We start from the raw sequence: 24,324 nt of genomic DNA on the forward strand, positions 1-24,324 counted from the left end.
CGTCGATTCCTCGCTCAGCACGCCGTCCAGCCGCCATCAACGGCCAGTGAATGACCGGTGACATAGGCGGCTGCCGAAGAGGCCAGAAACAGACTGGCGCCCACAATTTCCTGTGGCTCGCCGAAACGTCCCATGGGGGTGCGATCCAACACCCGGCGCCCAAGCACCGGATGGGTGCGCAGGCCTTCAGTCAGGTCAGTGGCGAAATAGCCGGGTGCAACGGCATTCACTCGTATGCCTTTAGGTGCCCACTCTAGGGCCAATTGGCGGGTCAACATTTCGACGCCGCCCTTGGCAGCGCAATAGGCGGTGGTTTTAGCCAAGCCGACACGACCCGCCACTGAGGTGATGTTTATGATCGAACCCTGGCCTGCGTCGAGCATGAATTGCCCGACGTGCTTGCACGTAAGAAACACACCCGTGAGGTTGACGTCGAGAATCTGTCGCCACTCCTGCAGGGTGGTTTTTTCTGCAGACTTGTACCAAGGGTTGATACCCGCGTTGTTCACCAGAACGTCGATCCTGCCGTAGGTTTCATGCACTGATTTGCTCAGGGTCGACACGCTGTCTTCATCGGCGATGTCAGCCACAAAAGCAACGGCTTTGCCACCGGCCTCAACAATTTCGCTGGCGGCGATATTCAATTGCTCGAGATTGCGACCCACCAGAATCACGGTGGCACCCTGCTTCGCGAACCCATCGGCAATTGAGCGCCCCAGTCCGCGGCCACCGCCGGTGACGATCACCACTTTATCCGCGAGGTCTGTGAACACGGTCGCAGGGGTAAGAAGGGCCTGGTTCATTGGGCAGTCCTCCCCAGACGACGAGCGATACTCCAGCGATGCACCTCGGACGGACCGTCATAGATCCGGAATGCGCGGACATCACGAAAGATCCGCTCAACTTCGGTATCGGCGGTGACACCCATACCGCCGAGCACTTGTACGCAACGATCGACGATTCGCCAGATGGCCTCCGAAGCATGCACTTTGACCATGCTGCTTTGCGCGCTGGCGCGTTCGCCGGTATCGAGTAACCAGGCTGTGTGCCAGATGCTCAAGCGGGTGGTGTGCAAGTCGATCTCGTTATCGGCCAGCATGAAGCCGATACCCTCGTGAGCGACGATAGGATGACCAAAGGCCTCGCGTTTCTGCGCATAGGCCACAGCGATATCGTGGGCCCTTTGCGCAGCTCCCAGCCAACGCATGCAGTGGGTCAGGCGCGCCGGAACGAGGCGTACCTGTGCGTAGCGAAACCCTTCACCGATTTCGCCAAGCACGTCCGCTTTGGACACCCGCATGTTCTCCAGCCTGACTTCAGCGTGGCCGCCGGTGAACGATGAATCGAGCGTGTCCAGCGCGCGTTCGATGCGAAAACCCGGATTGGGCAGGTCAGCCAGGAACATGGTGGCACCGACATCCACGTCGTCCACGATCGTGCGGGCCATGATGATGGTGAACGCCGCACCGTCCGCACCGGTGATCAGCCATTTACGACCATTGATGACGAAATCGTCGCCGTCGTTGATTGCCGTGGTCTTGAGCAGTGTCGGATCAGAGCCAGCCCCCGGTGAAGGTTCGGTCATACAAAAGCAAGAACGTGTTTTGCCTTCTGCCAAAGGCTTTAGCCAGCGCTCCTTTTGCTCAGTGGATGCGACCGCTTGCATCAAATGCATGTTGCCCTCATCGGGCGCGGCACAGTTCAACGCCACGGGCCCCAGCATCGAGTAACCCGCCGCTTCGAAAATCACGGCGCGGCCAATGTGCGGCAAACCAAGGCCACCCAAAGAAGTGTCAACATGGGGGCTCAGCAAGCCTGTTTCGCGGGCATGCGCGATCAGCTCACTGCGCAACTCGTCGCTGGGCCCATGGGCAGTGCGCCGCGGGTCTTTCTCGTAGGGGATGACCACCTCTCGAATGAAAGTGAGGGTCTTGTCTCGCAACTGTACGAGTGAGTCGGGCAGCGTGAAGTCCATAGCAACGTCCTCAGAGAATTTTATCGTTAGCGATAGTAAGGGTGAATTCGAAGAGGTCTTCGGCCAGTTGGCCGAAGTCGGCGTAACGCGGATCTTTGGTTTCACCGAGCAGGTGGCGGCGGTGCAATTGTTGAAACACTACGGCCAGTTTGAACATCGTCAGGACCCGGTAGGGCTTCAAGTCTTCCAGGCCGCGTCCGGTCAGCGCGCTGTAGGTATTAGCGACTGCTTCGCGATTGGCAAAGCCCGGTTGCAGCGTCGGCATTTGCGCCAGACGGTGCATGCAGGAAGGATCGTCCGGTTCGCTCCAATAGCTCAGGAGCGTGGCCAGGTCGAACAACGCATCGCCCTGGGTGCCCATGTCCCAGTCAACGATGGCGCGGGGTTGCAGGGTTTGCGGGTCAATCAGAATGTTGTCCAGCTTGAAATCGTTGTGCAGCAAAACCGGTTTGCCCGCTGCAGGGTCGGGGACATCGGTCAGCCATTGAGCGAGGGTTTGGGCAGGGCAGCTCAAGCTGCCATTGGCAATCAATTGCGCGCGCTTGATCCAGCCAAGTGTATTACGCCTGAAGAAGCCTTGCGGGTGACCGAGCGCTTCCAGCCCAACACTGGCGAGGTCGACCGCATGCAATTGCGCGAGCGTTTCCACCAGCATATTTGACAGTTGATGGCCTGTGTTTTCGGTCGCAGGCAGTGGCTGGATGCTGTCCCCGCGCAAAGAAAGTCCGGCGCGATAGTCGATCAAAAGAAACGGCGCACCGGCGATGGCGGCATCAGAACAGAAGTGATGGCTGCGCGGAGCCAATGCGAATGTTCTCCAGAGTCGAAAAAGGATCCGGTGCTCACGCTGCATGTCGTTAGCGCCCGGCGGTAACGGACCGGCTGGAGGGCGACGCAGCACCATCCAGTTGTGGTTGATGCGTACCAGGAAATTCAGGTTCGCCAGGCCGCCCGACAATTGTCGAGGGGCGACCCCGGGATCCATCTGCAAACGATGGCCAGCGAGATAACGCTCTATGGTTGGCCAGTCCAGCGCCTGGCTTGCCAACTCTGACCTCAGTGCAACGCCCTCGGGATATTGACGCCGGACAGTGGGAGTAAATCCGATCTCGACCATAACTGCTGTCTTCCAGATGTTGAGCTTTGGAGGATTATTGTCGGACCGAAAAATGATCGTCAAGCGATATAATCACCTGTTGCGCATATTCACGATACCGATTAAGAATATTGTCGGACTGAAATGACGATTGACGGAGAACCTGAAATGGTTGGCAATATCATAGGTTGGGCTCACACCCCCTTCGGCAAGCTAGCGAATGACACGCTTGAATCGCTGATTACGCGGGTTACTGTGGACGCTTTGGCACATGCGGGTCTTGAAGCTCTGGATGTGGATGAGATTGTCATCGGGCACTTCAACCAGGGGCTGGATCCTCAGGGATCTCCGGCGTCCCTGGTTCTGCAGGCCGACCCCGGCTTGCGCTACAAGCCTTCGACACGAGTGGAAAATGCCTGCGCCACGGGTTCCGCAGCGGTAAGACAGGCATCCAGCCTGATCATGTCCGGCCAGGCGAAGGTGGTTCTGGTGGTTGGCGTCGAGAAAATGACTGCGGTCGCTGAAGACGTCGTGCGCAAGGCGCTGGTTTCGGCCAGTTACGTAGCCCAGGAGGGCGGCCCCGAGGCATCGTTCGTCGGGTTGTTCGCGGGTATCGCCCAGCAGTATTTCGCCCGCTATGGCAATCAATCCCTGGCACTTGCCCACATCGCGGCAAAAAACCATCGCAATGGCAGTCTCAATCCATTGGCTCACTTGCGTAAAAACCTGGACGTGGATTTCTGTCACCAGGTGTCCACCGGCAACCCTTATGTCGTTGCTCCGTTGCGTCGCACGGACTGCTCGCTTGTGTCTGACGGGGCTGCGGCGTTGGTGCTCGTCAGCGACGACATGGCGGCACGAACAGAGCGGGTGATCAGCATTCGTGCGCTGGCACAAGTCAATGATTACCTGCCGATCAGTCGCCGAGACATTACCCGCTTCGAGGGTGCTGCCAAGGCCTGGCAAGCTGCGCTGGGCATGGCCGGGCTGGCACTCGACGACCTCGATTTCGTTGAAACCCATGACTGTTTCACGATTGCCGAACTGATCGAATATGAGGCGATGGGGCTCACCCCTCCAGGTCAGGGCGCCCGGGCCATTCTGGAAGGATGGACAGAGCCGGGTGGGCGATTACCGGTGAATCTGTCCGGTGGCTTGAAAGCCAAAGGGCATCCGATCGGCGCGACCGGGGTGTCCATGCACGTCATGACCGCCATGCAGCTGGCCGGCGAATCACCGGGCCTGCAACTGGCCGATACACCGCGGCTGGGCGGAATTTTCAACATGGGCGGAGCCGCCGTGGTCAATTACGTCAGCATTCTCGAACGTACCCGATAAGCACGGCTGACGCAGCCGATCAACGCAGGAGACTGGAATGGGAGACATGGCGGCCTTAGGCCTTTTGAATTACGTGCGCGTAAAACGGAGCGAACGGGTCGGATGGATCACGTTCGACCGTCCCGAGGCAATGAATGCATTGAACACCCAGATGATTCTGGAAATTTCCCAGGCGCTGGATTGTTTTGAAGAAGACGAAAGCATCGGCTGCATTGTCTTGACCGGCAGCAACAAGGCTTTCGCTGCGGGGGCAGATATTCTGGAAGCGCTCGATCAGGAATTCCCGCAAACCAGCGTCAATAATTTTCTCGGCGAATGGGACCGAATTGCCCGCTGCCGTAAGCCCATGATCGCTGCGGTGGCCGGTTATGCGCTGGGCGGAGGCTGCGAAGTGGCGATGATGTGCGACTTGATCGTGGCCGCAGACAACGCCAGTTTCGCGTTGCCGGAGATATCTCTGGGGTTGATACCCGGTGCGGGCGGAACTCAGCGTCTATCGCGCTGGGTCGGTAAAGCAAAAGCCATGGATCTGTGCCTGACGGGCCGTCGGATCGGTGCCGAAGAAGCCGAGGCTATCGGACTGGTATCGAGAGTGGTGCCCACGGGGCAGTTGCTGGACGAAGTCAGTGCGATTGCGAAGAAAATTGCCGAGCGTTCATTACCGAGTTTGTTGCTCCTTAAAGAGTGTGTGAATCGAGCGTATGAAACCGGATTGAGCGAAGGGCTCGGTTTCGAACGTCGCACGTTTCACTCGTTGTTCGCGACCCAGGATCAGAAAGAGGGTGCCCGCGCATTCGTTGAGAAACGATTGCCAGTCTTTCGGCATCGCTGATAGGCAATAAGACCTCTGTTAAAGCGAACAGGCCGGATCTTCAGATCTGGCCTGACGGTTTCGCACGTCTGAAAACCGAGTGTGTTTATTCATATACGACGTACCCATAACAATAAAACAGGTATACAAAACATGACTCCGAGAATGAATGTTGTCTGCTTGACGGGCATAGTGGCCGCGGTTCCGGCCCTGGCCCAAGCCGACTTTCTCAAAGACAGCCGCTTGAATTTCAGTACCAAAAACTACTATTTCAATCGCGATTACCGAGACGGCACTGGGCCCTCCAAGGCCGAGGAGTGGGCACAAGGTTTTGTTATGAAATACCAATCCGGTTATACCGATGGGCCGCTCGGGTTCGGACTGGACGCAATCGGCATGCTCGGCATCAAGCTTGACTCTGCGCCTGAGCGTTCGGGTACCGGCATACTGGCGCGCCAGGCTGTGTCCGATGATCCAGGTAAGCCCTACGCCAAACGCGCTGCTGATGACTACTCGAAGTTGGGATTGACGGCCAAGGCGCGCCTCTTTGACAGCAACGAACTATTCGTCGGTAGCCTCCAACCCGCAGGCATCGCGGTGATACAGCCAAACATCAGTCGTCTATTCCCCCAGACTTTTGAAGGCCAGCAACTGACCAGCAAGGCCATCGGAAACCTGACGTTGAACCTGGGCCATATCAGTCAAGTGAAGCAACGCGACTCTACCGATTTTGAAAAAATGGGAATCACCAGCCAATCCGGACAGTACTCCAGCGCGGCGCGCTCTGACGATTTCAAGTTTGCCGCGGCCGACTATCAAATCACCCGGGATCTGCTGGCGAGTTTGCATTTCGGCCGACTCCAGGACATCTACCAACAAGGTTTCGTGGGCCTCAAATACAACACGCCATTGGGCCCTGGTCGTCTATTGGGAGAGCTACGCTACTTTGATGGCAGCGACGCTGGTGCGGCACTGGGAGGCCATGTAGATAACCAGGCGCTCAGCACCAATATCGGGTATTCCATCGACGGTCATACCGTCAGTGGCGGGTATCAGAAACAGTGGGGCGATACAGCCTATCCGTTGATTGACGGCACGGTCAGTTACCTGTTCACCGAGTTGCAGGTCAGTAACTTCTCCCGCGCCAGGGAACGCTCCTGGCGCGCGCGTTATGACTACAACTTTGCCGCTGCGGGAATGCCTGGGCTGACGTTCACCACGGTCTATGTGCAGGGTGACCAAGCCAGGGTGGTGAACATGAATCAGGAAGGCCAGGAGTGGGAACGCGACACCTACATAACCTATGTCGTGCAGGACGGTCCGCTGAAGAATGTCGGAGTGCAATGGCTGAACGCGACTCAGCGCTCCAATTACACGCGCAACACCGATGAAAATCGCTTGATTTTCAGCTACAGCCTGGCGTTGAAATAGCGCTACACACATAAAAAAGCCGTCTTTTTAGACGGCTTTTGTCTGTAATGAGGCCGGCGTGATCAGACGCGAGATTGTTCACCCTCTGCCAGACAGACTTGCATGATCCGCAGGTTTTTGTCCGTCACGCGGGTAGGGAAAACCTCACTCAAACGGTCTTCGTGTACAGGGATGACTCGCTTGACTTCATAGTCGACCGCTTTGAGCATTTCCTCGGTCGCCAGCACCAAGTTGGTGTTGCTGTTTTGCGCCAGGCCAACGGGACGGTAGTCTAGCGTTCCAGTGATATCACTGTTGATGATCTGCGGATTGGCCACCATGTTGTCGTAGACGTACACAAGGTCTCCGGCCAACACCCAGCTGTTATGAGCGACCGTTGCCAGATCGTTGCGCACATGTACCCACATGCAGCCGAAGGTGTGGCTGTCGAACGCAACGCGTAGATCAATGCCAGGCGCTACATCTTCCATTTCGCCATCTACGCAAATCAGCCGTCCTTGGCGGGCCAGTTCCACTGCACGGAGAATGTCCGAGGGATCAAGCCCCGTGCGCGTCCAGCTCAGTCGATCCGGCAGGGCCATGGCCCAGATCCATTTCGACAGTTCTCGTTCCTGAAGGTAGAACCGCGCATTGGGGAAAGCATCGGTGTTACCGAAATGGTCAAAGTGAGCGTGTGTGACAAACACGGTATCGATGTCTTCGGGGGTCACATCGCACTGAGCCAGAACCTCTCGCGCGGAATGCCAGTTAGTCACGCCAAACTGCCCAGCCAGGGCCTGGCCATAGTCACGATGGTTGTAACCGACGTCCACCATAATGGTCCGGCCATTTCCCTTTATCAGCACGTAGCAGTACGGCAACTTTCGAACACCTTCGTTATGGATGCCGTATTTGATACCGCTGACTGGAAAGTCAGGGATGTGGGCGTATTCGAGAATCCAGATCGAGTAGGGGGACATGACAGCCTCTTTTATTGGTCTTTGATTGACTGTGGTTTCACTGCTGGGAACAACAAAAACAGGTGTTTTGCAGGTCCACCGGCATAAGCCCTGAGTGCGGGATGGCGATGCAGCGCAAGAGTGCGTTGGCCTTGTTGAGTTCGCTCAGCCATCCGGGGGCGCGCGTTTTGAAAACAGCAGCGTTATTGATGTTGCGATGCAAGGCCCGAGAGAGGTCAAGCAGGTTTCTGGCCGCGAGTGAAAGGTGTTTGAAATGCGTTAACCCCATAGGCGGAACCTTGAGTTGGCTCAGCAAATCCAGGGTCTCGATCAGCGCCTGTTCCGGGGTTTTGGCTAATTGCGCGTAGGTGGAAAAGCCATTGCGGGCATGCCCGAGAATTAGCAAGCCAGCCATTTGCGCAATGACCCGATTGAGCTGCCCATAAGGATGTTCGATCAAGGCGACGTAACGATTGAGCTCATCGGTGACATGCACCAACGAGCGGTCTGACGGGACGGGTATAGGCTGAACCGCTTCATCGCCGAAGGGGGCCAGGCGACCCTCCATACAGTCCTGACTGAACGACAATGAGTAAGGCGAGTCTTGCGAACGCATAGCATCAAACATGTGGGGGCTCTCTTATTGTAATCCGCTTGAGTATTTGAGCGGCCCGGCCCCTTGGCAAACGCATAAAACTGATCACAGCTAATCGACTGGCTGATGGATATCCCTGGGTTTTTCCTGTGAACAAAATTCACATCCGGTGTGAATAACCGGGCGTATCCACGGATTCAGAGATGTAATAGTTTAAGCCCATGTGCTCCCAAAGCCGCCGGCACCGCCGTCGAAACTAATAAGAGAAGGAGGAGAGATCTGGACAACTATTCCCAAATGCTCGCCTTCATCCGAGCGGCCGAACATGGCAGTTTTTCCGCGGCGGCCCGTGCCGGCCATCTGACCCCCTCGGCCGTCAGCAAGCTGATTTCACGACTGGAAGATCGCTTGCAGGTGCGATTGTTTGTGCGAAGTTCTCGGGCACTGCTGCTGACGGAGGAGGGCGCGGCGTACCTCAAAAGCGCACTGGCCGTCGTCGATGCCATGAGCGAGGCGGACTCACTGGCCGAGCGATTGCCCACCAGGGTCAGTGGCATGCTGCGCGTGCATACGATGACCACGTTCGCCAAGCATCAGATAATGCCGTGGCTACCTGAATTTCTCGCCACTTACCCGCTCCTTGATCTCGACATTCAGCTGGGGCCGCAATACATCGATCTGTTCGAGCAAGGGGTGGATGTGGCGATTCACAGCGGGTTCTTGCCTGACTCTTCGCGGGTGGCGCAACGTCTGAATGACAATGAATGGATTGTGTGCGCTTCACCCGAATACCTGGCCCGTCAGGCGCCTCTGCTCCATCCGCAGGACTTGCTGGAGCATCAGTGCTTCGGGTTCAGTTTCGATAGTCAGTGGAGCGCCTGGTCGTTTCGGGAAAACGGTCGCTTGATCAAGGTGCCGTTCCGCAGTCGCACGTCATTCAGCCAGGGTGACCTGTTGCGAGATCTGGCGCTGCAAGGGGCGGGCGTCGTCAAATTAGCCGGGTTTCATATTGGCGAGGATATTCGTCAAGGTCGTCTCGTCCCTGTGCTGTCCGAGTTTTATACCGGAACAAAAGAATCAGTCAGTCTGATTTACGCGAACCGTAAATACTTAAGTCCGCGAATCAAAGTATTTAATGACTTCCTCAGCAGCCGCGTCAAAGGCTTGTGCTGGACGATTACATAACACATTTTAGCAAGACCCTCTTTCTTGCCCTGTTGCTTGAGTTGCATTGATTGAAAGTGCGCTCAATCGTTATCAAGTTGCACGTTTGCTGCCGACTTGATGGTGTCTGCGATAGCGATATCGCAATCTGGTAAATGTCTGACCGTGAGGTTGAATAAAAATGACTGTACAAGAACAAAGTTTGGCAAGGCCTGTGATGACTTCTCATCGTGGTGATCGATCCAAGGTGCCCTATCAATTCGACCAGCCGGCCGGTATGCCAGCCGACTTTTTGCTGGCGGGTGCGCTTAATCTCGACTGTGATGAACGCGAGTGGGTACCCCAGGCTGAAGGTGTCTGGTTTCGGCCATTGATACTGAGCCTGAGTGGCGGCTACTTCGTCAATCTCACCCGGGTGCGGCGCTCAGGTGTGCTGTCCCGCCACCGCCATGGTGGGCCGGTGCACGCGTTTACTTTGCGGGGCCACTGGCATTACCTCGAACACGAATGGGTGGCCACCGAAGGGAGCTACGCGTTTGAACCACCTGGAGAAACCCATACGCTGGTAGTGCCCGAAGAGGTCAGCGAAATGATTACCTTGTTTCATGTGACCGGCAACTATGTCTATGTAGATCCCTACGGTAATGCACTGGATTACGAAGACGTTTATACGAAACTGGAAAGTGCCCGTCAGCATTATGAAAGTGTCGGGTTAGGCGCTGACTATGCCGATCGTTTCATTCGTTGACACCTGACCCGTATCAACTGTACGCCGCGAACTCTAAATGAATTTACGAATTCGCATTGTTCGCGGATACCAGTTTTTCTAGCTTGCGTGAATTTTTATGCTGCTTGCGCAGCAAGCAATACTTTTTGAAATCCATGTCGCGGGGTATTAAAAGCGCGGCCCCGAGTTTGACTCGATGAAATCTTTCTTGCGCACTTCCAATAACAATATTTGCAGGAGATTCGATCCATGCAACTCCAATCCTCCGTCGCTCAAGGCGCCATGGCGTTGATCGATGACAACGATCCTGTTTACCGAAAAATTGCCTGGCGGCTCATGCCGTTTCTGTTCGTCTGTTACGTGTTCGCCTATCTGGACAGAGTGAACGTCGGGTTTGCCGCATTACATATGAAAGCCGACCTGAGTTTCTCCGACGCCGTCTACGGCTTGGGGGCGGGTATCTTTTTCTTCGGTTACGTGTGCTGCGAGATACCCAGTAATTTGTTGATGAAACGTCTGGGTGCCCGGGTCACTATCGCCCGAATCATGATCGGCTGGGGCTTTGTGTCGTGTTGCACCATGCTCGTTCATAGTCCCACCTCGTTCTATCTCATGCGCCTGTTGCTCGGCGCTTTTGAGGCCGGCTTCGCTCCGGGGGTATTGCTGTACTTGACGTTCTGGTTTCCACCGGCCCGACGGGCTCAAATGGCCGCGATTTTTCTCTGCGGGTCGGCTATCGCTGGCGTGGCAGGGGCGCCGGTGTCAGGGGTCATTCTGGATGCGTTCCATGGGATTGCCGGGCTGCAAGGCTGGCAATGGCTGTTTGTCATAGAAGGAGTTCCGTCCATCGTGCTGGGCCTCATCGCACTGGCGTTGCTCTCTGATGGCCCGAGTACCTGCAAGTGGCTCAGACCCGACGAAAAGGCCAAAGTAATACGGCATTTGGCGAGTTTCCAGCCGGCAGTCGATAGAGGTTTCCTGGCCGCTCTGCGAGAACCTCCGATCCACTTGATCGCCTTGACTTGGTTCACCATCGTTTGTGGCCACAACGCCGTCAACTTCTGGATGCCTATGATGTTGCGGGAAGCAGGCTTGACCACCGCGACGCAGATCGGCATGTGGGCCGTCGTGCCTTACGCCTTCACCACGATCGGAATGATCCTGATCTCACGACATTCCGATCAGCGACTCGAGCGGCGTATTCATATTTCTGCGTGTTCATTGCTGGCGGCGGTAGGTTTTGGGATGTTGCCATTTGTTCAGGGCCATTTTGGCCTGAGTATTTTCGGGCTGACACTGGCAGCGCTCGGTGTGTTCTCTGCAATGCCGATCATCCTCGCAATGCCAATGAGCTATCTGCCGGCCGGCGCCACCGCCGGGGGGATCGCTTATGTGAACACGATCGGGATGCTGGGTGGTTTTGTCGGGCCTTACATGATGGGCGCGATCAAGACGGCTACGGGCAGTTTTGCGAACGGGTTGTTCGCCGTTACCGGACTGTTGTTGATCGGAATATTGATCATGACCTTGATGGTACGAACTCCTCGCCTGGAACCTGTGCTGGATGCGCGAGTACCTGCCGCATAAAGCGAAGAAAATAGTGTGTGACATTGCCTGCTCGCGATGTGATTCGTTAGATAATTCGTCGAGTGATTACTCGGCGATTTAACTATTTCGTTTGTACTCGCAGGGGCGGAGAGGGGCTTGCTCTTGTTTTTATAATGCAAGCGGTGAGGCGTAAGGAGCCGTAGTCGTTTGATGCGCGGGTTTAACCGTTAACCGCCGAAGGTGTCGCAATCTGTTGACAACGAAAGGTATTCAAGCCCTTTGATGTGTCCACTGGAGTCGCGGTAGATCATGGTCACGGGAGCGGCATTGCACTTATCCGCTGGGGTCGTAATCGAAATCACACTGGCGATGTCCAGGTGCATTGCGTAGCGATACGGTTCAATTTCTACATGGCGTTCATCTGTTGACTGACCTGCCATGACTGTGGAACAGAACACCAGAACTGCCAATGGAAGCAGGTTTTTCATTGCAATAACCTCGTTGATCAAGACTCCCTCCGTACGTTGCGTGGACGAAACCGAGGGAGGTAAGCCGGGTGTTGAGGCAGCGATTCGACCTTAGAGACCGATAACGTCGCGATGAACCTCAAGCGAATTGCGCTCTACCCAGTTGTGCGCCAGCAGACCGTCTGGGCGTACTTCCCAAACCGCAGTACCGAGCATTTCGAAAGGCGTGCTACACGAGCGAGCACCTATGAAGCCCTTGTTCTTGCCGGTGAGTTTCCACCGTGAGGCCACGCGAGTACCTTCTTTGTTCTGGAAGGTCTCGATGCTGCCAAATGTGAAATCTTCGATCTTCGACAGAAAGACGCCGATCCACTCAATAAAAGCTTCACGGCCGACGACATCGACCCCGCCAGAGGTAATGACAAAGTCTTCAGCAACAAAGCGCGCGGCGGCCTGGGGATCTTTCGCCTGCCAGACTTCGCGCCAGAAGCGTTCAACAATTTCTACAGCTTTATTGTCAGGCATTTTCTATCTCCTGGAATTTGGGCTCCGCGTCCCATTCAGTGGTGACGCCGGATTAATCGGTGAACGTCCCTGGGGGATGATCACAAGCACGATGTTCGGAGTTTGCTATCTATAATTCAAACGCATAAAGTTAATGGCATCTAGTTGATAGGCGAATTCATCATGCAAGCGGGCGACGTTGATATCGATTTGCTTCGGGCGTTTATCGCAGTCGCAGAAACGGGAAGCTTCACGGCGGCGGCTGAGGTGATTGCACGATCGCAATCAGCGGTGAGTCAGAAAATCATCCGGTTGGAAGAAGTACTTGGCATGCGCGTTTTCGAGCGTACCAGTCGTGCATTGACCCTGACCCCAGAGGGCGAACGTCTTCTGGTTGGCGCACGCAAAATGATGGTGCACTTTGACAATTTCGTCCGTGAAATCAGGGAGCCGGAGGGGGTGAATGTCCTGCGTCTGGGCATCTCTGAGAACCTGGTGCCTACCCAGTTGCCTCGACTGCTCTCCCGCTTCAGCAAGCTCTATCCGGATATCCAGCTGGAACTCACCACTGGCCTCAGCAACGACTTGTTGGCGGACCACGAAGCAGGACGGCTGGACGTGGTGATCGCTAAACGCAAGATCAGCGCCACGGCCCAGCGAGGCAGAATCATCTGGCGTGAACCACTGGTCTGGATTGCCACAAAGGATTATGAAATTGAAGCATCGCGGCCGGTGCGCCTGGTGATGATGCGACCTCCATGCGCGTACCGCGCGATCATGATCGAGGCGATGGCTTCGGTAAGGCGCGAGTGGACTTCGGCCTGTCTGGCCAGCAATCTGATTGGCGTTCAAGCAGCCGTAGCAGGCGGATTGGGTATCACCGCCCTTGGCACTTCATTTCTGCAAGAAGGCATGAAAATCGTCGAGCCCTCGGAAAAATTGCCAACGCTGCCCACCACTGAAGTGGCGGTGATCGGAGATGATGTTCGCACTCAGCATTTAGTCCAGCCTTTGGTGTCGTTGCTGACTGAAGGACTAATGTCTGGCACTAGCCTGACCTGACATTCCAGATTTCATCCTTCTTGATCGCGTCTGCGAAGGGCGCCTTCAATGCTGATCTTGCAATAGCGCGATCAACGCCTTCACACAGCCGGGCAATGCTTCTATGTCACGAACCAGGATGCTGCGTTCGCGAACGACCCAAGGCTCGTCCAACGATAATATGGCCAGATTCATGGTTTTACTGTTACGGATGGCGGCCGACTCCGGTATGACGCCAATGCCGACACCCGCCTCAACCATTCGGCAAACGGCCTCGAAGCTCGACAACTGAATTCGCCATACCAGGGTTTCACCCAACAACTCGGCCTGGTCACGGACAAACGCCTGGAGCGTGCTGCCTTCTTGCAAGCCGACGTGATGGAACGCCACAGTGTCACGCAATTTTATGTGCTTGCGTTGTGTCAGCTCGTGCTCTTTGGGTACCACAAGCACCAGTCGGTCTGTACTGAAGTGCAACACTTGAAGGTTTTTCGCCGCAACAGGGCCGGCAATGATGCCGATATCCGTTGAGCCATCAAGTACCCCTCGAATGATGTCGCGCGATAGGCGCTCCCGTAAATCAACCGTCACACCAGGGCGTGCGGCGAGGAATCCTGCCAGCAGTTCCGGAAGGAACTCAGTGACAGCAGTTGTATTGGCGAAAATGCGAATGTGTCCGGAAGAATCGGTGCCGAATTCGGCGAACTCGGTTTTCAAGTAACCGACCTGACGCATGATCAATCGGGCATGCTGCAAAAGCTTCTTCCCGGCGTCCGTCAGATCGACACCCTTGCTGTCGCGATACAACAAGTGGCTGTTCAACTGCGCTTCCAGCGCCTTGATCCGCACGCTTGCAGCGGCAGGCGAGATGAAGGCTCGTCGCGCCCCCTGAGTCAGACTGGAGGCTTCTGCGATGTGTATGAACAACCGCAGATCGGTCAAATCAAAGTGCATCGGCAAAGCCCTTTTCCTACTAGCTGAAGCGTTAATATTGTATTAACGCCGGGTTAAATAAAAGTAGATTCACAGAACGCTAGGCCACTCGCATTATCGGCCTCGACCGAATAATCGAGGACGCACATTTCATGAGTAATCAGGACCTGAGCGCTTGGCTTGGCAAGACTGAACAGGCGGTGGATGATCTGGGATCAGGACAAATCAAGCGCGTAGCGGCAACTTTTGGTGCGCAGCCGATAATGCCCGGCGCGCCGCTTCCAGCGTTGTGGCACTGGTGCTTTTTTCAGGACCCCGTGGCCGAGTCTGGCCTGGGGGCAGACGGACATCCAGCCCGCGGCGGTTTCCTGCCTCCTGCCGACAATCGCAATCGAATGTGGGCCGGCAGCCGCGTCGAATTCTTTCAATCGCTACTTGCCGGTATTGAGGCGTCCCGCCTCTCGACCGTCACGCATATCGAAGAAAAAGTCGGGCGCAGCGGCCAGTTGTTGTTCGTGACGGTAAGGCACGAGTTTTTCCAAAACGGACACCTGTGCATTCGCGAAGAACAGGACATTGTGTATCGCGAGGCCAGCGCACCGAATCTGGCACCCGGCAATGCAGTGCCGGCAGCTCAGTGGAATGAATCCGTTTCTCCTACCGCCGTACTGTTGTTCCGTTATTCGGCCATCACGTTTAACGCGCACCGTATTCATTACGACGTTCCCTATGTCGTGGACGTTGAAGGCTATCCCGAAAAAGTCGTCCACGGCCCACTCATAGCCACACTGAATCTGCATGCATTTTTACGCGCCCATCCCACTGCACAACTGCGCACCTTCAGCTTTCGTGGCGTACGCCCATTGATCGCTCCCCAACTCTTTGAAGTTGGAGGAACACTAGTTGAATCCAACCACGCGCATTTATGGGCGAGCAACGAAGGCGGGATCGCGCAGGTCGCGGATCTGATTTTTGACTGAGTGAGCCAACACACTTGCTGGCATTTTGAGAGTGATTGCAATGCAAAACAAAAATGAAGAACTCAACGCAATTCGGGAAGGTGTACAGGCATTGTGCGCGGAGTTCGACGGCGCTTACTGGCGTGAGGTCGATGAGCGCAAGGGCTTCCCGGAAGCGTTTGTCAAAGCACTGACTGACGCCGGATGGTTGGCCGCAATGATTCCTTTGGAATATGGCGGATCTGGCCTGGGGTTGGCCGAAGCCTCGGTGATTCTCGAGGAGGTCAACCGTTGTGGCGGTAACTCCGGCACCGTGCACGGGCAGATGTACAACATGTTTACGCTCCTGCGTCACGGTAGCGAAGAGCAGAAAAGTTACTACCTCCCCAAAATCGCTGCAGGTGAACTGCGGCTGCAATCCATGGGGGTCACTGAGCCCTCTACGGGGACAGACACCACGAAGATCAAAACGACGGCCGTTCGCAAGGGCGACAAGTATGTAATCAATGGGCAGAAAGTCTGGATCTCGCGCATCCAGCATTCCGACCTGATGATCCTGCTAGCGCGGACCACGCCCCTGGCGGAAGTGAAAAAGAAGTCGGAAGGCATGTCGATCTTCCTGGTCGATCTGCGCGAAGCCATCGGAAACGGCCTGACTGTCCAGCCGATTGCAAACATGGTCAATCATGAAACCAATGAGTTGTTTTTTGACAATCTGGAATTGCCGCTCGACAGCTTGATTGGGGAGGAGGGCAAAGGATTCAGGTACATCCTTGACGGCCTGAATGCCGAACGGACGTTGATCGCCGCAGAGTGCATTGGTGACGGCCGCTGGTTTATTGAAAAAGCCAGTGCCTATGCCCGGGATCGCGTCGTTTTTGGGCGCCCGATCGGACAAAACCAAGGTGTCCAGTTTCCAATTGCCGAAGCGCATATCGAAATCGAAGCGGCCGATCTCATGCGCTGGCGTGCTTGTGAAGAGTACGACAGCGGCATTAACGCCGGTGCCAGTGCCAACATGGCCAAGTACCTCGCTGCAAAAGCTTCATGGGAAGCCGCCAATGCCTGCTTACAGACCCACGGAGGCTTCGGTTTTGCCTGTGAGTATGACGTTGAACGCAAGTTCCGCGAAACACGCCTTTATCAGGTCGCCCCGATTTCCACCAACTTGATCTTGTCGTACGTAGCCGAGCACTTGCTCGAGCTGCCTCGCAGTTTTTAAGGGAGTCAGCCCATGAGCCATACACAACAATTAGTGAGTTTTCTCGCTGATCTTAATTATTCCCACATCCCCGACAACGTGTTGAGCCGCACAGAGGAACTGTTTCTTGACTGGCTCGGCAGTGCGTTTGCGAGCCAGGGCGCGCACCCGATCCCGTTGTTTGAACGTTACGCAGAAACAATGGGACCGACGCAAGGCAAGGCCATAATCGTCGTCAACGGTCGCAGCACTTCCGCGTACTTTGCGGCTTTGGTCAATGGCGCTTCGTCGCATCTGGTTGAGCAGGACGATTTACACAACAGTTCGGTACTGCACCCTGCAACCGTCGTATTTCCGGCGGTGTTAGCCGCCGCGCAAGAGCATGGGAAGTCGGGCCGTGACTTGCTTTTAGCGTCGATTGCGGGCTATGAGGCAGGCATCCGCATTGGTGAGTTTCTAGGGCGTTCGCATTATCGTATTTTCCACACTACAGCGACTGTCGGGACCTTGGCGTCGGCGGTTGGGGTGGGCAAGTTGCTTGGATTCGACCAGGAGCAATTTATAAATCTTCTGGGTACCGCCGGTACTCAAGCGGCCGGGCTTTGGGAGTTTTTGCGCGATGCCGCCGACTCCAAGCAATTGCACACGGCTAAGGCTGCCGCAGATGGTTTGCTCGCGGCCTATTTAACTCAAGACGGGCTTACCGGAGCGCGCAATATTCTGGAAGGCGATCAAGGCTTGGCTGCTGGAATGTCCAGTGATGCCGATCCAGGCAAATTGTCGAACGGCCTTGGCAGCCGATGGGCATTGCTTGAGACCTCTTTCAAATTCCACGCCTCATGTCGGCACACCCATCCTGCTGCTGACGCACTGCAGAACGTGATGCGCGAACACGAGCTTACCCATAAAAACATTTCCAAGGTGGTCACCCACGTCCATCAGGCGGCCATTGATGTGCTGGGGCGCGTAGTAGTGCCCAAGACTGTCCATCAGGCGAAATTTTCCATGGGAACGGTCTTGGGTTTAATCGCCGTTCACGCAAAGGCAGGGTTAATCGAGTTCGATCGTCTAGCGCTGACCGATCTGGATGTCGCGAGTTTTGCAAATAACGTCAGCATGGAACTGGATCTGGTAGTCGATCGCGCTTACCCGCAGCAGTGGCTCGGTCGAGTACAAGTCACCACAACAGATGGCCGGGTGTTTCTCGGCAAATGCGATGAGCCTAAAGGTGATCCGGGAAACACGCTGTCTCGCCTCGAACTGGAAGAAAAATTCCGTAGATTGCTGAGCTTTTCTGAAGCACGAACACCCGACCAGATCAATCAGATGATCGAACGTATCTGGGCGCTCCAGTACACCGACAACCTGTCGACACTGTTGGAGTAGTCGTTAATGAATCAAAACAATAACGCAACGCGTCCGTTGGACGGGATCACGGTTGTCAGTCTTGAACACGCTATTGCAGCGCCATTCTGTACGCGCCAACTGGCGGATATGGGCGCGCGAGTGATCAAAATTGAAAGACCCGATGTTGGCGATTTTGCTCGCGGGTATGACACTCGAACCAACGGTTTGGCATCACATTTTGTGTGGAGCAATCGCTCGAAGGAAAGCCTCGCGTTGGACGTCAAGGCAGAAGGGGCGGACCGTGTACTCGACGCTTTACTTGCCAAGGCCGACGTCCTGGTGCAAAACCTGGCACCCGGTGCGGCTGCGCGAATGGGGTTGTCGTTTGAAGCGCTGCGCGACAGGTATCCGCGGCTTATCGTCTGCGACATCTCGGGGTACGGGGAGGGCGGGCCTTACTCGGACAAGAAAGCGTATGACTTGTTGATTCAAAGCGAGAGCGGCTTCTTGTCAGTCACAGGGGGGGCAGGCGAGGATGAGATGGCCAAGGCCGGGTGTTCGATCGCCGACATCGCGGCCGGTATGTATGCCTACAGCGGCATATTGTCCGCGTTGCTGTTGCGCGGGCGCACCGGGCTTGGCAGTCGGGTCGATGTCAGCATGCTTGAAAGTCTTGCTGAATGGATGGGCTTTCCAATGTATTACGCCTACGACGGTGCTCAGCCGCCACCGCGTGCCGGCGCCTCTCACGCCACCATTTACCCCTACGGACCGTTCCCGGCTGGCGACGGGGGAGCGGTGATGCTCGGTCTGCAAAATGAGCGCGAATGGGCAACTTTCTGCGACCAGGTGTTGCTGATGCCTTACCTGAAACTCGACGAGCGTTTTTCCGCCAACGTTCAGCGATCCGCCAACCGCAAGGTTTTACGGCAGATCATCGTAGATACCTTTGCCGATCTGAAGGCAGCGGAAATTGTCGAAAGGCTGGACCGCGCGCAGATTGCCAGCGCCAACGTCAACGATATGGCCGGATTGTGGAACCATCCACAACTAAAAGCGCGCAAACGCTGGGTACAGATTGACAGCCCCGCAGGGTTGCTTCCAGCAATGCTGCCTCCAGGCATTAACAGTGCGTTCGCTCCTCGCATGGACCCTGTCCCCGCGCTGGGCGAGCACAGTGAAGCCATTCTTGAAGAGCTCGGTTATACGGCCGAATCTATTGCGCAAATGAAGCGGGGGGCAGTGATATGAGTGGACGAAACTTACCGTCGGTGATCACTGCGTTGTTTGTTCCAGGGAGTCGACCGGACCGGTTTTCAAAGGCGCTGGCTTATGGCGCAGACCGGGTAATTGTCGATTTTGAAGACGCCGTTGAGGAGTCTCTCAAACAACAGGCACGCCACAATCTGGCAGCGTTTCTGCGTAGTCATCCGAAAGCGCAAGTCATGGTGCGCATTAATGCGCCCGATCATTGTGAGCACGCCGCCGATATTGACTTCTGCGCGGCGCACCCAGGTGTTATCGGCGTGATCTTACCCAAAGCCGAGTCGGTTGCTCAGGTCGAGGCACTCCTGCGTTGTGGCAAACCCGTATGGCCGCTGATTGAAAGTGCCAGGGGCCTGCTTGCGCTGCAGAGCATCGCAACGGCCAAAGGTGTTGAGCGCTTGAGTTTCGGGGGCCTGGACCTGGCTCTGGACTTGGGTATGAAGGGCGCTGAAGAAAGCGCAACGATCATGGATCAGGCTCGTTTTCAACTGCTGTTGCACAGCGTGAGCGCGGGTCTGGCGCCGCCGATCGACACCGTGTTTGCCAATATCAGTGATTTGCACGGGTTGTCTCTGGCAGCACATCGCGCACGGGGTATGGGGTTTGATGGTTTGCTGTGCATACATCCTGCTCAGCTGACAGTGGTCGCAACGGTGTACGCCCCTGCGGCGCGTGAGGTGGAGTGGGCACGTAACGTCCTTGCTGCGGCTGAAAAGGAAGGGGGAGCGTTTCGCTTCGATGGACAGATGGTTGACGCGCCAGTGCTACAGCGCGCTCGTCAGGTACTGGCTCATGCAAATTAACCGGAGCATTTGCTTCAGATGCCGAAGGCTCTTGCGCAAGGTGCTTTTCGGATTGAGCAAGTTGCCTGCCTATGCATAGCGAGTGGGCATGGGCGGTGTGACGAATGAATTCGCTCCTTAAAGAACGGCCGGTGTTGTGCGACTCGGCAATCGTGCGAGTCGCCACCCAATTGATGCTCGAACAAGGCTACAGCGCCATGTCCATGCGCACATTGGCCAGAACGCTCGGGGTGCATGCAGGTAGCCTTTACTACCATTTCCCCGGAAAGCGGGAGTTGCTTGAACAGGTGCTGACGTCGGTGTTGCAGGAGCGGCTCGACGCCTGGCAAGCCTTCAAACCTGCACTTGGAGGCGTTCTGGACCAGTTCGATGCATTTGTACTGTTTCATCTGCGCCGCAGTATTGAGTTCGGAGGTGAAGAGCGTTTGGTTGAGCGGGACATGCGCCATATCGATGAAGCATCACAGTGTCAACTGATCAAGCTTCACGCACGTTATGTGGGCGAACTCCGTGAGATTATTACTCACGGCATTGAGCAGGAACTGTTTCAAGTGTGCAATATCGACCTGCTCGCGCAGTGCATGCTGTCGATGCTTTCAGGGGTCATCATTGCGATGGGTAGTGAGGCGGTGACGGTTCGATCCCTCACCGATCCCGTGGCGATGCTCTGTCGAAAACTGGTTCAGGTTAGGCATTAGCCTTGGCTGCGGCAAAACACTCGCTAGAGGCAGTCGCGCGTCTTGCTCGCGTGAGCCGCAGTAGGCTGGATCGCGATCAATGTACCCCTTGCGTCACGTCCCTGATTTTTTTCACCTGTTCAGCCGTCACGCTCGAACCCTCCTTGTGCCACGCGGTGCGCAGATAAGTCACCACGTCGGCCACGTCTTGATTGTTCAGCGCGGCGTGGAAACCGGGCATGGGGAAGGGGGAGGGGATGCCATGGAGCACGATGAAGGGGGTGCCATTAAGGGTGACGTTGATCAACGATGATGGATCCGGCTCCAGCACATTGGGGTTCCCCGCTAACGGCGCCAGCCAAGGCGCTCGACCTTGGCCGTTGCTACCGTGACATTGAAGGCAATGGTTGGCGTAGAGCAGGCGGCCACGATTGCCACTGAGGCTGGTTGCCAGGCCCGCTCCCGGTTGATAGGGTGCTCCATCATCGTCACGGGCTCCGGGCAGGGATTTCAGGTACACCGCGACGGCACGCAAATCCTGTTCAGTCAGGTGTTGGCTGCTATTGTTGACCACCTCGGTCATTGAGCCGAACGAGGTCGCGTGCCGATTAGCGCCGCTGCGCAGGAAGTTTTCAATGTCCTGGATGTCCCAGCGACCTAGCCCCGTGTTGTGATTGCCGGTCAGATTGGAAGCGAACCAATGGTCGACCTGTGCACCGCTCAGGTAGCGAGGGCTGTTTTGATCCAGACCCAGTTCCTGAAAACCGATTCCTCTCGGCGTGTGACAGGCACCGCAATGCCCTAGGGACTGGACCAGATAAGCGCCGCGGTTCCATTCTGAAGACTGCTGCGGGACGGCGGTGTAGCGTTCATCCTCTAGAAACGTCCAACTCCAGAACATCAATGGCCAGCGAATGCTAAGCGGCCAGGGAATGTCCGACGCTGTATTGGCCTGGGCGACGGGGGGGACTTCCTGCATGAACCAGGTATAGAGCGTATGCATGTCCTCATCGCTGATTTTCGCATAGGAAGGAAATGGCATGGCCGGATAAAGGCGATGGCCGTCCTGGGCTACGCCTTCGCGAACCGCTCGTATGAATTCGGCCTCGCTGTAGCGACCAATGCCGGATTCACGATCAGGGGTAATGTTGGTGGAGTAAATGGCGCCCATGGGCGTCACCATTTTAAGCCCGCCGGCAAATGGCTTGCCTCCGGGAACAGTGTGGCAGGCGGCGCAATCTCCGGCCCTCGCCAGGTATTCGCCGGTACTGGCGAACGTACTGTCGGTGGCTGCGAATGCAGGCACAATTACTGCACTCAGCCAGACAAGGCAAAGGGCAGGAATCAGGTTCTTTTTCATGATCAGGTTCCTTATCTGGCGTTGACAAGGTCTATCTTGCGGAGGTGCGCTTTGCCTGGAAATTCGGCACGGCTGCTTATCACCTCAGCAAAAATTCCCAATGAGGTTTTGCCTCACCCTATGGCCGCAGGGTGTTTGCACAACGGTGTTATGTCGAGCGCCATGAAGGGGAACAGCGGCAGAGCGCTCAGGATTGCGTGAAGCTCGTCGATACTTTCGACATCGAAAACACTGACGTTTGCCCATTTTCCAGCCACCCGCCATAGATGTAGCCACTTCCCTTGATGCTGAAGTTCTTGCGCTTGCTTGACCTCCAGGGCGCTGAGGTTTCGAATTTTTTCCTGGTCCGCGTCATGCGGAATGTTGATCTGGATGTGTACGTGAAACAGCATGGGAATCTCCTGTCTGTCTGAGGGCGAATAAGCGACCTCCGTTCTTACAAACGGATAATCACTGATTTCAATTGCGTGTAATGAGACAGGGCATCAACACCTTGTTCGCGTCCATATCCGCTTTGTTTGAAGCCACCGCAGGGCGTCTGCACGAAGCCGCCGCTGTATTCGTTGACCACGATTCGCCCGGCCTCCAGTCTGCCTGCAACGCGATGGATGCGTCCGATGTCCCGACTCCATATCCCGGCCCCCAATCCAAACTCACTATCATTGGCAATGCGCAAGGCGTCGGCTTCATCCTTGAACGGTATGACACACACGATCGGTCCGAAGATCTCTTCCCGAGCCAGCGTCATATCGTTAGTGACGTGGGTGTAGACCGTAGGTTCGATGTACCACCCCTCATCCAGTCCTGGCCGGGATAGCACCTTGCCCCCGATAGCAAGCGTCATACCTTCGCGTTCGGCGATGGCGAAATAGCTTTTTATTTTTTCGAATTGCGCCTGAGTTGTGATGGGGCCTGAAGTGGCGTCATCTTCCGGGCCGACGCGCAGCGCTGCGACTTCGGCGACTAGCTTTTCCACAAAACGATCGTAGATATTTTCCTGAACCAGCAGGCGCGTGCCGGCCGCGCACCATTGACCACTGTTCCATGTGAAGGCAGTGGTCGAACCCCTTGCCGCAGCATCGAGGTCAGCATCGTCAAAGACGATATTGGCTGACTTGCCGCCCAATTCCAGGGTCAGTGGGAGAATGCGCTCTGCGGCGATATGTCCCAGTTCCTGACCTGCTCGCAACCCACCGGTGAAGGAGATCTTGCGAATATCAGGATGACGGGCCATGACCGGCCCTATAACGCTGCCTTTTCCAACGATGACGTTGAAAACGCCAGCGGGTATGCCGGCTTCTTCCACGGCAATGCGCGCCAACTCTACCAATGATGCGGAGGTATGCTCGGATGGTTTCGCAACGACGACATTGCCGGTGGCCAACGCTGGCGCGATTGCTCGTGCAGCTTGGTGGAGCGGGGCATTCCACGGCAAAATTACGCCGATAACGCCGAATGGATCGCGCCGAGTGTAAACATGGTAATTCGGGCCTTGGTTGATCACTTCGCCATCCATCACATTCACGATGCCGCCATAGAACTCGAAGTATTGGGCGGTGAGATCCATTAGCGTTGACATCTCACTGCGCGGCTTGCCAGTGTCTGCACTCTCCAGCGCGCCCAAGGTGCTTTCACTGCGCCGAATGATGCGAGCCAGGTCGTTGAGTAGACGTCCACGGTCAGCTGGGCGCATATCGCGCCACGCCTGCAATGCGCTGGATGCCGATTCGATAGCGAGCTCAACATCGCGTGCTTCACTGTTGGCGACTTCACTGAGTTTGAGCCCGCTGCGCGGATCGATTTTGTCCACATACGCGCCTTCCACCGGCTCCGAATATCTCCCGTGGATGTAACTCTTCACTTTTTCAAACATGGTCATTTCTCTCTGAATGAAATCTCGCAATTCGAGGCGACAAGCGAGCAGTGTCGGGTCAACCTTTATCGTCGGTACGCGGCAGACGATGCAGGCAGGGTGAATTTCATTACAGAAGCAAGCAGAGGGTTGTTCAACTGATTTTATGGCGTTGGAAGATTGAGAAAAAACCAATCGTCAGTGGATTACGGAACGAAAAAGAGCCTGGAAAAGAGCGGGGATAAGCATCTGAAACCACAACCGCGACATTATTGCCGGGGTTTTTCTTTG

General features: G+C 55.8%; 24 protein-coding genes. 13 read left to right on the top strand and 11 right to left on the bottom strand.

Features of this window, described 5'->3' with window-relative positions; translation table 11 throughout:
- Positions 1 to 14: 14 nt before the first annotated feature.
- The 3 genes from BJ917_RS01040 to BJ917_RS01050 are packed head-to-tail and all read right to left on the bottom strand — an operon-like array spanning position 15 to position 3,023.
- Positions 15 to 803: an SDR family NAD(P)-dependent oxidoreductase gene (locus BJ917_RS01040; RefSeq protein WP_008018033.1), complete on the bottom strand. Its 789-nt coding sequence runs from the start codon at positions 801 to 803 to the stop codon at positions 15 to 17.
- Positions 800 to 1,975 (bottom strand): acyl-CoA dehydrogenase family protein, encoded by a 1,176-nt coding sequence (locus tag BJ917_RS01045; protein WP_008018032.1) that lies wholly within the window; start codon positions 1,973 to 1,975, stop codon positions 800 to 802. Before BJ917_RS01045 ends, BJ917_RS01040 begins: the two co-directional genes overlap by 4 nt.
- Before the next feature lie 10 nt (positions 1,976 to 1,985).
- Positions 1,986 to 3,023, bottom strand: coding sequence for a phosphotransferase family protein (locus tag BJ917_RS01050; protein WP_256658479.1), 1,038 nt, complete (start codon positions 3,021 to 3,023; stop codon positions 1,986 to 1,988).
- A gap of 216 nt (positions 3,024 to 3,239) precedes the next feature.
- Here BJ917_RS01050 and BJ917_RS01055 point away from each other — a divergent pair, with 216 nt between their 5' ends.
- From BJ917_RS01055 to BJ917_RS01065, 3 genes are all read left to right on the top strand, one after another.
- Entirely contained in the window at positions 3,240 to 4,409 is a 1,170-nt protein-coding gene (locus tag BJ917_RS01055; RefSeq protein WP_008018030.1) for an acetyl-CoA acetyltransferase, read from the top strand.
- A gap of 37 nt (positions 4,410 to 4,446) precedes the next feature.
- Positions 4,447 to 5,241, top strand: a complete 795-nt coding sequence (locus tag BJ917_RS01060; protein ID WP_121101118.1) for an enoyl-CoA hydratase-related protein — start codon at positions 4,447 to 4,449, stop codon at positions 5,239 to 5,241.
- Positions 5,242 to 5,373: 132 nt separating this feature from the next.
- A complete protein-coding gene (locus BJ917_RS01065) occupies positions 5,374 to 6,651 on the top strand; it encodes an OprD family porin (protein WP_008018028.1) in 1,278 nt (425 codons plus the stop codon).
- A gap of 62 nt (positions 6,652 to 6,713) precedes the next feature.
- Here BJ917_RS01065 and BJ917_RS01070 read toward each other — a convergent pair whose 3' ends face one another.
- Both BJ917_RS01070 and BJ917_RS01075 read right to left on the bottom strand, forming a co-directional pair.
- Positions 6,714 to 7,610 (bottom strand): N-acyl homoserine lactonase family protein, encoded by an 897-nt coding sequence (locus BJ917_RS01070; RefSeq protein WP_121101121.1) that lies wholly within the window; start codon positions 7,608 to 7,610, stop codon positions 6,714 to 6,716.
- Between the two features lie 37 nt (positions 7,611 to 7,647).
- Positions 7,648 to 8,157: a hypothetical protein gene (locus BJ917_RS01075; RefSeq protein ID WP_256658480.1), complete on the bottom strand. Its 510-nt coding sequence runs from the start codon at positions 8,155 to 8,157 to the stop codon at positions 7,648 to 7,650.
- Positions 8,158 to 8,481: 324 nt separating this feature from the next.
- On the opposite strand from BJ917_RS01075, the gene BJ917_RS01080 reads away from it, so the two are divergent.
- The 3 genes from BJ917_RS01080 to BJ917_RS01090 all read left to right on the top strand — a co-directional run bounded on the left by BJ917_RS01080 (position 8,482) and on the right by BJ917_RS01090 (position 11,662).
- On the top strand, positions 8,482 to 9,369 hold the full coding sequence (locus BJ917_RS01080; protein WP_077183555.1) for a LysR family transcriptional regulator: 888 nt from the start codon (positions 8,482 to 8,484) through the stop codon (positions 9,367 to 9,369).
- Between the two features lie 160 nt (positions 9,370 to 9,529).
- Positions 9,530 to 10,096: a 2,4'-dihydroxyacetophenone dioxygenase family protein gene (locus BJ917_RS01085; RefSeq protein ID WP_008018021.1), complete on the top strand. Its 567-nt coding sequence runs from the start codon at positions 9,530 to 9,532 to the stop codon at positions 10,094 to 10,096.
- A 228-nt stretch (positions 10,097 to 10,324) separates the two neighbouring features.
- Entirely contained in the window at positions 10,325 to 11,662 is a 1,338-nt protein-coding gene (locus tag BJ917_RS01090; RefSeq protein ID WP_121101126.1) for an MFS transporter, read from the top strand.
- Positions 11,663 to 11,850: 188 nt separating this feature from the next.
- On the opposite strand, the gene BJ917_RS01095 is transcribed toward BJ917_RS01090, so the two are convergent.
- Positions 11,851 to 12,132 carry a DUF2790 domain-containing protein gene (locus BJ917_RS01095; protein WP_008018019.1) on the bottom strand — a complete coding sequence of 94 codons (282 nt, stop codon included), beginning with the start codon at positions 12,130 to 12,132 and terminating at the stop codon, positions 11,851 to 11,853.
- A 69-nt stretch (positions 12,133 to 12,201) separates the two neighbouring features.
- A complete protein-coding gene (locus BJ917_RS01100; protein ID WP_008018018.1) occupies positions 12,202 to 12,615 on the bottom strand; it encodes an ester cyclase in 414 nt (137 codons plus the stop codon).
- A gap of 162 nt (positions 12,616 to 12,777) precedes the next feature.
- Between BJ917_RS01100 and BJ917_RS01105 the strand changes: the two genes are divergently transcribed.
- A complete protein-coding gene (locus tag BJ917_RS01105) occupies positions 12,778 to 13,656 on the top strand; it encodes a LysR substrate-binding domain-containing protein (RefSeq protein ID WP_121101129.1) in 879 nt (292 codons plus the stop codon).
- A 45-nt stretch (positions 13,657 to 13,701) separates the two neighbouring features.
- Here BJ917_RS01105 and BJ917_RS01110 read toward each other — a convergent pair whose 3' ends face one another.
- On the bottom strand, positions 13,702 to 14,589 hold the full coding sequence (locus BJ917_RS01110) for a LysR substrate-binding domain-containing protein (RefSeq protein WP_008018016.1): 888 nt from the start codon (positions 14,587 to 14,589) through the stop codon (positions 13,702 to 13,704).
- Positions 14,590 to 14,720: 131 nt separating this feature from the next.
- Between BJ917_RS01110 and BJ917_RS01115 the strand changes: the two genes are divergently transcribed.
- The 6 genes from BJ917_RS01115 (at position 14,721) to BJ917_RS01140 (ending at position 20,842) form a co-directional block, all read left to right on the top strand.
- Positions 14,721 to 15,548 carry a MaoC family dehydratase N-terminal domain-containing protein gene (locus BJ917_RS01115; RefSeq protein ID WP_121101132.1) on the top strand — a complete coding sequence of 276 codons (828 nt, stop codon included), beginning with the start codon at positions 14,721 to 14,723 and terminating at the stop codon, positions 15,546 to 15,548.
- A gap of 40 nt (positions 15,549 to 15,588) precedes the next feature.
- Positions 15,589 to 16,749: an acyl-CoA dehydrogenase family protein gene (locus BJ917_RS01120; RefSeq protein WP_121101135.1), complete on the top strand. Its 1,161-nt coding sequence runs from the start codon at positions 15,589 to 15,591 to the stop codon at positions 16,747 to 16,749.
- A 12-nt stretch (positions 16,750 to 16,761) separates the two neighbouring features.
- Complete coding sequence (locus tag BJ917_RS01125) at positions 16,762 to 18,114, top strand: MmgE/PrpD family protein (protein WP_121101138.1); 1,353 nt, start codon at positions 16,762 to 16,764, stop codon at positions 18,112 to 18,114.
- A gap of 6 nt (positions 18,115 to 18,120) precedes the next feature.
- Entirely contained in the window at positions 18,121 to 19,326 is a 1,206-nt protein-coding gene (locus BJ917_RS01130) for a CaiB/BaiF CoA-transferase family protein (RefSeq protein ID WP_008018011.1), read from the top strand.
- Entirely contained in the window at positions 19,323 to 20,144 is an 822-nt protein-coding gene (locus BJ917_RS01135; protein WP_008018010.1) for a CoA ester lyase, read from the top strand. The genes BJ917_RS01130 and BJ917_RS01135 overlap by 4 nt, the downstream gene beginning before the upstream one ends.
- A 104-nt stretch (positions 20,145 to 20,248) precedes the next feature.
- Entirely contained in the window at positions 20,249 to 20,842 is a 594-nt protein-coding gene (locus BJ917_RS01140) for a TetR/AcrR family transcriptional regulator (protein WP_121101141.1), read from the top strand.
- A 76-nt stretch (positions 20,843 to 20,918) separates the two neighbouring features.
- Here the strand turns inward: BJ917_RS01140 and BJ917_RS01145 are convergent, their stop codons facing one another.
- From BJ917_RS01145 to BJ917_RS01155, 3 genes are all read right to left on the bottom strand, one after another.
- On the bottom strand, positions 20,919 to 22,181 hold the full coding sequence (locus BJ917_RS01145; protein WP_121101144.1) for a cytochrome c: 1,263 nt from the start codon (positions 22,179 to 22,181) through the stop codon (positions 20,919 to 20,921).
- A gap of 113 nt (positions 22,182 to 22,294) precedes the next feature.
- The gene (locus BJ917_RS01150) at positions 22,295 to 22,573 is read right to left on the bottom strand and encodes a muconolactone Delta-isomerase (RefSeq protein ID WP_008018005.1); all 279 of its coding nucleotides are present in this window, start codon (positions 22,571 to 22,573) and stop codon (positions 22,295 to 22,297) included.
- A 44-nt stretch (positions 22,574 to 22,617) separates the two neighbouring features.
- Entirely contained in the window at positions 22,618 to 24,054 is a 1,437-nt protein-coding gene (locus BJ917_RS01155) for an aldehyde dehydrogenase (RefSeq protein WP_008018004.1), read from the bottom strand.
- Between the last annotated feature and the right edge of the window lie 270 nt (positions 24,055 to 24,324).

The sequence above is a fragment of the Pseudomonas sp. WPR_5_2 genome, from assembly GCF_003634475.1.
Lineage (GTDB): Bacteria > Pseudomonadota > Gammaproteobacteria > Pseudomonadales > Pseudomonadaceae > Aquipseudomonas > Aquipseudomonas izuensis.